This is a genomic window from Catenulispora pinisilvae (assembly GCF_015356865.1).
Taxonomy (GTDB): domain Bacteria; phylum Actinomycetota; class Actinomycetes; order Streptomycetales; family Catenulisporaceae; genus Catenulispora; species Catenulispora pinisilvae.
In genome coordinates this window covers 1-11,118 of record NZ_JAAFZA010000303.1, presented here as the reverse complement: position 1 = coordinate 11,118, position 11,118 = coordinate 1, and the positions used below count along the sequence as shown (strand labels likewise).

The window sequence follows — 11,118 nt, the reverse complement described above, 5'->3', positions numbered from 1 at the left end:
GGCCGGGTCCATGGGTGTGATGTGGACGTCGACCGCCGGTTCCATGGCGTTGAAGTCGTCGAGGGTGCAGTGCAGGCGGACGGCTTCGCCCTCGCAGTGGGTGGTGGCGATCGGGACGAGGCGGGAGTCGATGCCGTGGTCGGGGGTGACGATCAGGTGCTCCAGCCGGCCGGTCGCGGAGTCCACGACGGCCGAGGCCAGGTAGCCGCACGGGCATTCCGAACAGTAGACCCGGCTTCCGATCACATACTTGTGTCCGATCACCTGGTTCACGGTGGCGGTCGCCATGACCGGCCTCCTTCCTCGATCCCGCCCCCTGGTATTCGGCTTCGCCCCTCCCCCATCAGTCTCGTCGCTTCTCCAAGGCGATGCGCGCCGTGGCGCCGTACTGGGCCCAGGCCAGCGAGTCCACCAGGGCCGTCATCAGGCTCCAGCCCAGGCCGTCGGGGTCGGGGGCGTCGAAGCCGCCGACCGGGGCGGCCACCGTCACCCGCAGCCGGTCGCCGCGGACGTGGGCGCGGCACTCGATGATGCCCGCGGCCCGCTTGTCCCGTTCCGGTACGCCGGCCACGAGTAAGGCGCAGGCCTCGTTCACGGCCAGCCGCAGGTCGGTGATCTCCCGCACCGTGAAGCCGAAGCACGCCCCCAGCTGGGCCACGGCGGAGCGGATGATGACGACGTAATCCTTGTGCGCCGGCACGGTCAGGACGACGGACGCGAGGTCCGATGTCCCGGTCCGGTTTCGCGGTGCCACCTCGACGCGCTGCGCCATGGTCTCTTCTCCCCTTCGGCCGTCCCCCACGGCCAAAATTTCCCAGTAGCCGGCTTTCCCGGCTATTCCCACCCCAGGCCCGACCTCCTCCGATTGACCCGTCCACGGCGGATCAAACGTTTGTGCCGGACGCGGTTCGGGTGGCGGGAGTATCGAGGCGGACCTATTCGAGGCGGACCTATTCGAAGCGGCCCTATTCGAAGCGGACGGCCAGTACGCAGACGTCGTCGTCGGTGTCCGACCGCGCGCCCTCCAGCAGCCGGTCGGCGTACCGGTCCAGGTCGGCGTCCGGGTTCCGGGTCTGCTCCAGCAGGTGCGCGGTGGTCTCGTCGTCGCCGACCCGGCGCCGCTCCACCAGGCCGTCGGTGTAGAGCAGCAGTACGTCGCCGCTGGCCACCACGGCTTCACTGTCCTCGTACACGGCCCGCGGGTCGGCGCCGAGCATCGGCCCGAAGCGGTCGTCCAGCGGCACGCTCACCCCGCCGCGGGTCCGCAGCGGCGCCGGATGTCCGGCGTTGCCCCAGGTCAGGAGCCGGGTCGCCGGATCCCACAGCAGGACGCAGGCGCTGGCGATGGTGAACTGCGGCATCGCCTCGACCAGCTCGTTGAGCAGCGTCAGCAGCCGGCCCGGCCGGGTCTCGGCCAGCGCCATGCCGCGCAGCCCGTGGTGCAGGTCGGCCATCGCCGAGGCGGCGGGCAGGCCGTGCCCGGCGACGTCGCCGATGGCCAGCAGCAGCTTGTCGTCGCGCAGCGGGAACACCGAGTACCAGTCCCCGCCGACCCCGGCCGAGGCACTGGCCGGGCGGTAGCGCGCGGCGATCTGCACCCCGCTGCGCAGCGGCTGGTTGCGGGCCGCGCTGGGCACCACGGCCTGCTGGAGCGCGGAGGCCAGCTGGCGTTCGGCGTCCGCCCGGGAGCGCTGGGCCGCGAGCTGGACCCGGGCCACCTCCAGGCCGGTCTCGGCGCGGCGCCACTCGGTCACGTCCTGGACCACGCCGACCACGGAGCCGGGCGCCGGGGCGGTCGGCGAAGCGGCGGCGCCGTCCCCCTGCACCGGCTCGGCGGCCACCCGCACCCGGGTCGGTTCCCCGCCGTAGTGCAGGATCCGGAACTCGGCCTCGGCCGGCCGCCGCTCGACGGTCAGGGTCTTGACGAACCGGCGCTCGGCGTCGAGGTCGTCCGGATGCACGGTGTACGGCGGCCGGTCGATCCCGGCCGAGTCGCCCAGCCCGGGCGCGTCCACGATCCGCAGCGCCTCGGCAGACCAGGCGACCCGGTCGCCGTCCACGTCCCAGCGCCAGGTCCCGAACCGCGCCAGGCGCTCCAGGAGCCCGTCGGCCGCGCTGGCCTCGACGTCCACGCGATGACAGACCACGACCACGGTGCCCAGGCCGACCCGGATCGCGGTCAGGGAGTCCACGCCGAGCGCACCGGTCTGCACCGCCAGCCGTGCGGCGGCCCCGGTCCGCACCACGGCCGCGAGCCGGTCGGGCAGGTCGGCGGCGGTGAGCCACGGGACCGTGGCGGCCATGCTGCCGTCGGTCGGCAGCGGAGTCATCAGTTCCGCGGCCTGCCGGTTGCGGGCGATCACCTGGAAGGTGCCGACGGCGACGGGCTCGGTGGGGTCGCCGCGCAGGGTGAACGCGGGTTGGTCCAGCAGGTCCAGCAGGTCTTGCCAGGCCGAATCACCCTCTGCGTCAGCCGAGCTCGCGGACGAGGCGTTGACGCCGTTCACGCCCCCGGCCGAACCGGGACCCGCCGGCACCTCCGGTCCCAGCGTCCGCAGCAGCGAGGGTCCCACCGAGCGCACCACCGCCTCGACCTCACGCTGAGCTCGCGCATCGAGCCGGGCCTCGGCCGGCCAGGCCAGCTCGACCGCGCCGAGCACCGCCCGGCCGAGGCGGACCGGGACGGCCACCCGGGTCTGGAAGCGGTCGGCGCCGGCGGGTTCGCCCAGCGGCGGCGGCGGGTCCTGGGCCATGGCGTCGGTCCAGACCGGGCGGCCGGCCCGGAGCGCGCGGTTGATCAGCGAGTCCACGGCCGGGGGGACGCGGCGCCAGCGGCGGATCCCGCGCGCCGAGAAGCCGTGCGCGCCGACGATCGTCACCGCCCCGTCGTCGTCGAGCAGGCCGATGGCCACGCCGGTGGGATGGGAGAAGCCCAGCGCCTCGGCGGCCAGGCCGCGGGCCAGGCCGTCACCGTCGGCGGCCCGGTCCAGGCCGGCGATCTCCGGGCGCAGGCGCAGGGTGTCGGAGCGGTCGGGCTGCTCGACCGCGCGCCCGGAAGCCTCGGCCACCACGTCGGCGGCCACCTCGGCCAGCGGCCGCCGTGAGCGCTGCGCCACCGCCGCGAGCTGCGCCAGGGCCTGCGCCGAGGCACAGGCCGACCGCGCCATGATCACCCCGATGGCCTGGTCGACCAGCGCGTCCCGGCGATGCCCGCGCTGCTCGGCCAGCAGCTGCCGGCGCTCCTCGGCGAAGGCGGAAGCCGCCGCGCGCAATCGGTCGCGCGCGGCGGGGTCATGTGACGCAAAGTCCTGATTCATCCGTCAGCCCTTTACGTTTCTCCGCCTTGGTACCCGTGACACTTATTGGACGGCACCGCGCACCGACCGGTTCCCGGGTGATACCGGTAATACCGGCGGTGCCCGTGTGCCGCCTGATTCCGGCGCCGCACGGCGTGCCGACTCAATAATCCCACGCGCGCCGGTCCCCCACCCGCCGAACCCGCCAGGTGGGACCGGCCGTGCGGTGGAGCGCACGGCCGGTGCGCCGCTTACCGTGCCGCGTAACGTGCGGACTACCGTGCCGCGTACCGTGCGCTCAGCCGACCTGAATCAAGTCCTTGATCAGGCGCAGCAGCAGATCCATGTCCACCGGCTTGGTGACGTGCTCGTTCGCCCCGGCGGCCAGGCTCTTCTCCCGGTCGCCCTTCATCGCCTTGGCGCTGACCGCGACGATCGGCAGGTCGCGGAAGCCGTCCAGGGCGCGGATCCGGGCGGTGGTGGCGTAGCCGTCCATGCCGGGCATCATGATGTCCATCAGCGCCAGCGCCACGTCCTCGTTCTGCTTCAGCAGCTCGATGCCCTCCCGGCCGTTGCCGGCGTAGACCACGGTCAGCCCCTGCAACTCCAGTGCGCTGGTCAGGGCGAAGACGTTGCGGATGTCGTCGTCGATCACCAGCACCTTCTGGCCGTCGAAGCGCGGCAGCTCCCGGCCCGGGCGGTCCGGCTCGGCGCCGGGGCCGCCCATCCGCGGGGCCCCGGTCAGGACGTGCAGCGTCACCCGCTCGGCGACCTGCGGGACCGAGTGCGCGACCTCCCAGCGCCCGGCGTCGCGGACCGAGCGGCGCAGGGCCTCGGCGGCGCCGTCGTCGGCGACCGACTCGTACAGCATCACCGGAGTGCTGGACGCGGCGGTCGTGACGGCGTCCAGGACCGCCCGCACCTCCGCCTCCGGGCAGCCGACGTCCACCACGGCGCAGACCGGCCGCACGCCGCCGGACAGGGCGCCGTTCAGGTCCGCCGCGGCCGACAGCCGGGTCACCGCGACCCGGCCCTTCATCCCGGTGAGCTCGGCCAGCACCGACTCGACCGCGTCGGCCAGCGTGCTGGACCCGGCCGGTTCCATGACCAGGACCGCCGCCGGGGTCTGGGCCTCGCCGGCGTCCCCGGCCGGGCGGTCGGCGCCGGCCGGCTCGGCCTTGGCGTCGGCGGCCGGCGGCTCGATCGGCAGTTGCAGGGTGAAGGTGCTGCCCCGGCCCGGCGCGCTGGAGACCCGCAGCTCGGCGCTGAGCAGCCGGGTCATCTCCCGGCTGATGGACAGCCCCAGGCCCGTGCCGCCGTACTGCCGGCTGGTGGTGCCGTCGGCCTGCTGGAAGGCCTCGAAGATGAGCTCCAGCTTGTCCTCGGCGATCCCGATCCCGGTGTCGACCACCGCGAAGGCCACGGCCGGCTCGCCGTGCGCGCCGCGGGCCGGGGTGACCCGCAGCGTCACCTCGCCGGTGTCGGTGAACTTCACCGCGTTGGACAGCAGGTTGCGCAGGATCTGCTGGACCCGCTGGCTGTCGGCGGTGACGGTGCCCGGCACGCCGGCGGCGACGTCCACCCGCAGCCGCAGCCCCTTCTCCGCGGCCAGCGGCCGGAAGGTCGCGGCCAGCCCCTCGACCAGATCGGCGATCGGCCAGGACTCGTTCTGCACCTCCATCCGGCCGGCCTCGATCTTGGACAGGTCCAGGATGTCGTTGATCAGCTCCAGCAGGTCCGAGCCGGCCGAGTGGATGGTCTGCGCGAAGTCCACCTGGCGCGAGGTCAGGTTGGTCTCGACGTTGTCGGCCAGCAGCCGGGCCAGGATCAGCATGCTGTTCAGCGGGGTGCGCAGCTCGTGGGACATGTTGGCCATGAACTCGGACTTGACCTTGGAGGCCAGGGCGAGCTGCTGGGCCCGGTCCTCCAGGGTGAGCCGGGCCTGCTCGATCTCGGTGTTCTTGATCTCGATGTCCTTGTTCTGCCGGGCCAGCTGCGCGGCCTTGTCCTCCAGCTCGTTGTTCGACTCCTCCAGGTCGCTCTGGCGCTTCTGGAGCTCGGTGGTCAGGCGCTGGGACTCGCGCAGCAGCGCGTCGGTGCGGACGTTGGTGGTGATGGTGTTGACCGCGGTGCCGATCGTCTCCTTGAGCGTCTCCAGGAAGTCGCGGTGGGTCTGGGTGAACTCGTTGACCGAGGCCAGCTCGATCACCCCGAGGGTCTGGCCCTCGAACAGCACCGGCAGCACGATGACGTTGGTGGCGTCGGTCTGGCCCAGGCCCGAGCGGATCGGCACGTAGCCGGCCGGCGCGCCGGACAGCGCGACCGTCTTCTTGCTGACCGCGACCTGCCCGACCAGGCCCTGCCCGGGGGCGAACACCGGGCCCTCGCCGGGGGCGGCGGCGTAGCCGAACCCGGCGATCATCCGCAGCCGGACGTCCCAGGCCTGCTCGGCCACGCCCAGCGGCCCGTCCTCGGACTCGGCCAGGAAGAACGCGGCGCTGTGCGCGGACACCAGCGGCGCCAGCTCCTCCAGCACCATGGCCGCGACGCTGGCCAGGTCGCGCCGGCCGGGCAGCAGACCGGCGATGCGCGCCAGGTTGGTGTTCAGCCAGTCCTGCTCCTGGTTGGCGTTGGTGGTGGTGCGCAGGTTGGCGATCATCTGGTTGATGTTGTCCTTGAGGTCGGCCACCTCCCCGGAGGCGTCGACGGTGATCGCCCGGGTCAGGTCGCCCTCGGTGACCGCGGTGGCGACCTCGGCGATCGCGCGGACCTGCGTGGTCAGGTTCGAGGCCAGCTGGTTCACCGATTCGGTGAGCCGCTGCCAGGTCCCGGAGACGTCCTCGACCGTGGCCTGGCCGCCCAGTTGCCCCTCGGTGCCGACCTCGCGGGCCACGCGGGTGACCTCGGAGGCGAAGGCCGAGAGCCGCTCGACCATGGTGTTCAGGGTGGTCTTGAGCTCCAGGATCTCCCCGCGCGCGTCCACGTCGATCCGGCGGGTCAGGTCGCCGTTGGCGACCGCGGTGGTCACCTGCGCGATGTTCCGCACCTGGTTGGTCAGGTTGTCGGCCATCACGTTCACCCGGTCGGTGAGCTCTTTCCAGGTGCCGGCGACGCCAGGCACCCGGGCCTGGCCGCCGAGCATGCCCTCGGTGCCGACCTCGCGGGCCACGCGGGTGACCTCGTCGGCGAACGCCGAGAGCGTGTCGACCATGCCGTTGAAGGTCTCGGCCAGCGCCGCGACCTCGCCCTTGGCCTCCACGGTGATCTTCTTGGTCAGATCGCCGGAGGCCACCGCCGTGGCCACCCGGGCGATGCTGCGCACCTGGCCGGTCAGGTTGTTCGCCATGACGTTGACGTTGTCGGTCAGGTCCTTCCAGGTGCCCGAGGCGCCGCGCACCCGGGCCTGGCCGCCCAGGTTGCCCTCGGTGCCGACCTCGCGGGCCACCCGGGTCACCTCGTCGGCGAAGCCGGAGAGCTGGTCCACCATCGTGTTGATGGTGGTCTTCAGCTCCAGGATCTCCCCGCGGGCGTCCACGTCGATCTTCTTGCCCAGGTCGCCCTGGGCCACGGCGGTGGTCACCTGCGCGATGTTGCGCACCTGGTTGGTCAGGTTGTTCGCCATCGAGTTCACCGAGTCGGTGAGGTCGCGCCACAGCCCGGCCACGCCCGGCACCCCGGCCTGCCCGCCGAGGCGGCCCTCGGTGCCCACCTCGCGGGCCACCCGGATCACCTCCGAGGCGAACCCGGACAGCTGCTCGACCATGGTGTTCAGGGTGTCCTTGAGCTCCAGGATCTCCCCGCGCACGTCCACGTCGATGCTCTGGCTCAGGTCGCCGGAGGCCACCGCCGTGGCCACCCGGGCGATGCTGCGCACCTGCGTGGTCAGGTTGCCGGCCATCAGGTTCACCGAGTCGGTGAGGTCCTTCCAGGTGCCGGCCACGCCGGGCACCCGGGCCTGGCCGCCCAGGATGCCGTCGCTGCCGACCTCGCGGGCCACCCGGGTCACCTCGTCGGCGAACCCGGACAGCTGGTTCACCATCGTGTTCAAGGTGGTCTTCAGCTCCAGCAGCTCCCCGCGCACGTCCACGGTGATCTGCCGGGTCAGGTCGCCGCGCGCGACCGCGGTGGCCACCTGCGCGATGTCCCGGACCTGGCCGGTCAGGTTGCCGGCCATCAGGTTCACCGAGTCGGTCAGGTCCTTCCAGGTGCCCGCCGCTCCCGGAACCTCGGCCTGCCCGCCCAGCCGGCCGTCGCTGCCGATCTCCCCGGCCACCCGGGTGACCTCCGAGGCCAGGGTGCGCAGGGTCAGGCGCATGTCGTCCAGGGTGCGGCCGACGTCGGCCAGGTCCCCGCGGCTGTCGACGGCGACCTGCTGGGACAGGTCGCCCTGGGCGATCGCGGCCAGCACCCGGCCGGTGTCCAGCAGCGGCCGGGCCAGGTCGTCCAGCAAGGTGTTGACGGTCTCGCGCTGCCGTTCCCAGTCCCCGGCGCCGACCCCCGGCGCCAGCCGCTGCCCCAGCGTCCCGTCCCGGCCCACGGCCGCGCCGACCCGCTCCAACTCGGCCAGATAGCCCTGGTTCGCCTCGGCGATGTCGTTGCACAGCACGCAGATCTCGGCCACCACGTCGTCCCCGCTGACGACGATCCGCCGCCGGAAGTCGCCGTCGCGCACGGCGCGCAACGCGCCGAGGATCCGCTCCAGGCGCGGGTCGGTCGAGGCCGGCCGGTCCAGCCGGGTCTCAGGGGGTTCCATGCAGTCCGCCGTTCGTGTGCGGGGGCGCGGGCCACGCCCGTTGTCCCAATCCTCTACCAGGGCCGCGCGCCGGCGAAAGCCAGGCGGCACGGCCCGTATCACTACTGTGTCGTGTTGTTCGAACCAAGGCTCGTCCGAGCCAAGCCTCGTCCGAACGAAGCCGTCAGTCCAGGCCGGCGACCTCCACCGGTGGCAAGTCCTTGATCTGCGCTTTGGTCAGCCGGACGCACACCGCCTCGGTCCCGATGCCGGTGACCGCGCCGACCGGGATCGCCACCCGCTTGTGGCCCCACAGATGGCCCTCGTCGAGCAGGATGTGCGTCACCGCCTCGTCGGCCGGATCCACGACCAGGCCCCGGACGTGCCCGAGGTGCCCGTCCCGGGCGCTGACCGGCTCGCCACGCCGGATCCGCACCTCGCCGGCCGGAACCCGGTCCCGCAACTCCACCCGGGGCCCGGCCACCGGATCCATCGCGGTCATGCCCAGTGCCGCGCCGCCCGGGGCCAGGCCGTAGAACGGCCAGTAGGCGACCTCGCCCTGGTGGTGGCCGTAGCGCTGCTCGGCGTCGGAGACGGTGAGGAAGTGGGTCTCGATCGCGGGCTCCAGCGCCTCGAACCGCGCGCGGTCGCAGTCCAGCGTGACGCCGCCGGAGTCGGCATGGGCCAGCCCGACCGGGACCAGCCGGCCGGCGGTGCCACTGCGGGCCACCACGATCAGGTGGGTGAGCCGTTCGGCGGCCGGGTCCACCACGACGCAGGCCAGGTCGCCGCAGCGGCCGCTTTGGCAGCGGACGGCGCTGCCTATCTCGTACTCCTCGAAGGCGTTCACATCGCCACCTCTTTTGCCCCCGGTGTTGTCCCCTGCCTGGTCCCGCTGGCCAGGTGGCTGGGTGTCCGGACTTCCGGCTGCCCGGACTTCCGGCTGCCCGGACTTCCGGCTGCCCGGACTTCTGGCTGCCCGATGGCTGGCTGCCCGGATTGCCGGGAGCCCGCGGTCCGGCCGCCGTCCAGCCGCTGGTCAGGAATCGGACAGCACCGCGCGGACCCGGTCCACGACGCTCGGGACGGGACCGGACGGACCGGCTGGACTGGCCAGACCGGCTAAACCGCCTGGCCCGGCCTTGGCGGTCGGCGCCGGCTCGCTCGTCGCGGCCCGGCGGCGGGCCGCGGTCAGCTCCTCACCGGCGGCCAGCAACTCGCCGCGATCGCACTCGCGGGTCAGCTCGGCGAAGGTGATCTGCTCCTCGTGCTCGATGTGCCCGCGGGCCGCCGCGATCAGCTGCGCCAGCAGCGGCTCGAACCGGGCGTCGGAGGGATCCTTGCCCTCCAAGTCTCGCACCATGTGCTCGACCGTCAGGTGTTCGGCGGTGTGCTCGTCGGCCAGCGCCTCACCGTCCGGCAGCGCCCGCCGGGCCAGCGGCAGCAGGTAACGCTGGGCGGCGGTGCAGTGCCAGGCCAGTTCCAGCGCGACCGCGTCGACCAGCGACTTGCGCGTGCCATCCATCCCCGCGGCACCGGTCTCCAGCTGCTGGAAGAGGTCTTCGACCGCACGGTGGTCGCCGGCCAGGACGTCGATCACGTCACGGCGGTCGGTCACGCTCATCCCGACGGCTCCTTCCCGGCCGACCACGCTGGTCAGCATCGATACCTTGTGACCCGTCCGGCCGGTCGTAAACACCCCCGATCGGGTGACGCCGAAAACGCCCCGCGGAACACCGAACGTTTAGGACTCCAGGACCGGGTAACCGCCCCGAGTACCCATCCGACGATCGACACCGGGAGGAAGTCATGCTGACTCTCACCGACCGGGCCGCCGAGGCCGTCCACACCCTGACCACGCAATCCGACCTGCCCGACCAGAGCGCCGGGCTGCGCATCGTCTCGCACGGCGCGGCCCAGAACAGCGGCCAGGGCCAACTCTCGCTATCCCTCACCCAGGGCCCGCACTCCGGCGACGCCGTCGTGGAGACCCCCACCGCGCGGGTGTTCCTGGAAGCCGAGGCGGCACAGGCCCTGACCGACCAGCAGCTGGACGCGACCGTCGCCGACGACGGCGGAGTCCGGTTCCTGCTCGCACCGCAGCCGCAGCCGCAGCAATAGCGGTGGGGCGGGCATATAGGCACGTCCGGATATAGGCACGCCCGGATGTAGGCACGCCAGAGGTACCGGAGGTAGAGGTATCGGCGTGCGGCCGCGATAAGCGTGGCGAGGCCGGACCGGCTGCGGGTGATCTGCGGACGGTCCGGCCTCAGCTTGGTGTTTGAGAGCGTGTGCGGATTGCTTTTCGGGGGGCTGGGGTTTGTGGGCCGGGTGCGGTTGGGGTGTGGGTTTCAAAGCTTTTTACGGCCTTCGGTCATGGTTGTGCCGGTTCGGGGTTCGGGGCGGTGGGTGTGTTTGTCGGCTGCCGGTTTTCGCGTTCACAACCCCGGCGCATCTCAGGCCTCTTCAACTCCGGCAGGTCAGAACAAGATCAAGAGCACAATCAAGATCAAGGTCAAGAGCTCTGGTGAAGAGCCGGCGCCTCCGGCGGGGGCTCTCGGCTCCCTCGGGGAACTGGCGCTGCTCCATAGGGTGGTCCGGTCAGGGCCCTGCGCCTGCGGTTTGTGAGGTGGTGCGGTCCGTTCCCCTCGCTCGCGTCGTCAGCCCCAAGGGGTACAGCGCCGAACCCCGGGAGTAAAGTCCGCGCCCTTACGGTAAGCGGGCAGGTGGCGGCCGCGTACAGCGCGAACTTGACTCCCGAGAACCGGCACTGTAGGCAAAGCCCTGCCGACGCGACCGAGGGGAACGAACCGAAAACCGGCCGGAAGAAGAGCAACCGCAGGGTACGAGGGCACGGGTCAGCAGTGCGGCTGCCGGTGTGGTGTAGGGGATCTTCCTCGGTCCACCGCTGCTCGACACGCCCGAACGCGTGACGATCAGCATGGATGTCAAGAACCGGCCATCCTGGGGGCGCATTTGTTTTACAGGTGACTTCCCGTTGGGTGGGTCGTTCATATGGTATGACGACGGTTCCGGGTGAGATGGTCGAGTTGTTCCGAGGGGTGTTCGAGTCGCTGTTGCCGCATCTGG

Annotated in this window: 6 protein-coding genes and 1 pseudogene; 1 reads left to right on the top strand and 6 read right to left on the bottom strand. The window is 72.1% G+C overall.

Annotated elements, in window-relative coordinates:
* From IZR01_RS43995 to IZR01_RS43970, 6 genes and pseudogenes are all read right to left on the bottom strand, one after another.
* Positions 1 to 288 (bottom strand): annotated as a pseudogene (locus IZR01_RS43995) (hypothetical protein); the annotation flags it as partial.
* 55 nt (positions 289 to 343) lie between these two features.
* Positions 344 to 772 carry an ATP-binding protein gene (locus IZR01_RS43990; protein ID WP_194927290.1) on the bottom strand — a complete coding sequence of 143 codons (429 nt, stop codon included), beginning with the start codon at positions 770 to 772 and terminating at the stop codon, positions 344 to 346.
* A 193-nt stretch (positions 773 to 965) separates the two neighbouring features.
* Positions 966 to 3,317, bottom strand: coding sequence for a GAF domain-containing SpoIIE family protein phosphatase (locus tag IZR01_RS43985; protein WP_194927289.1), 2,352 nt, complete (start codon positions 3,315 to 3,317; stop codon positions 966 to 968).
* A 277-nt stretch (positions 3,318 to 3,594) separates the two neighbouring features.
* The gene (locus tag IZR01_RS43980) at positions 3,595 to 8,049 is read right to left on the bottom strand and encodes a HAMP domain-containing protein (RefSeq protein ID WP_194927288.1); all 4,455 of its coding nucleotides are present in this window, start codon (positions 8,047 to 8,049) and stop codon (positions 3,595 to 3,597) included.
* A gap of 163 nt (positions 8,050 to 8,212) precedes the next feature.
* Entirely contained in the window at positions 8,213 to 8,878 is a 666-nt protein-coding gene (locus tag IZR01_RS43975; RefSeq protein ID WP_194898818.1) for a PRC-barrel domain-containing protein, read from the bottom strand.
* 189 nt (positions 8,879 to 9,067) lie between these two features.
* Positions 9,068 to 9,652, bottom strand: coding sequence for a hemerythrin domain-containing protein (locus IZR01_RS43970; RefSeq protein ID WP_194898817.1), 585 nt, complete (start codon positions 9,650 to 9,652; stop codon positions 9,068 to 9,070).
* Between the two features lie 185 nt (positions 9,653 to 9,837).
* Between IZR01_RS43970 and IZR01_RS43965 the strand changes: the two genes are divergently transcribed.
* Positions 9,838 to 10,149 (top strand): adhesin, encoded by a 312-nt coding sequence (locus IZR01_RS43965; protein WP_194898816.1) that lies wholly within the window; start codon positions 9,838 to 9,840, stop codon positions 10,147 to 10,149.
* The last annotated feature ends 969 nt before the right edge of the window (positions 10,150 to 11,118 follow it).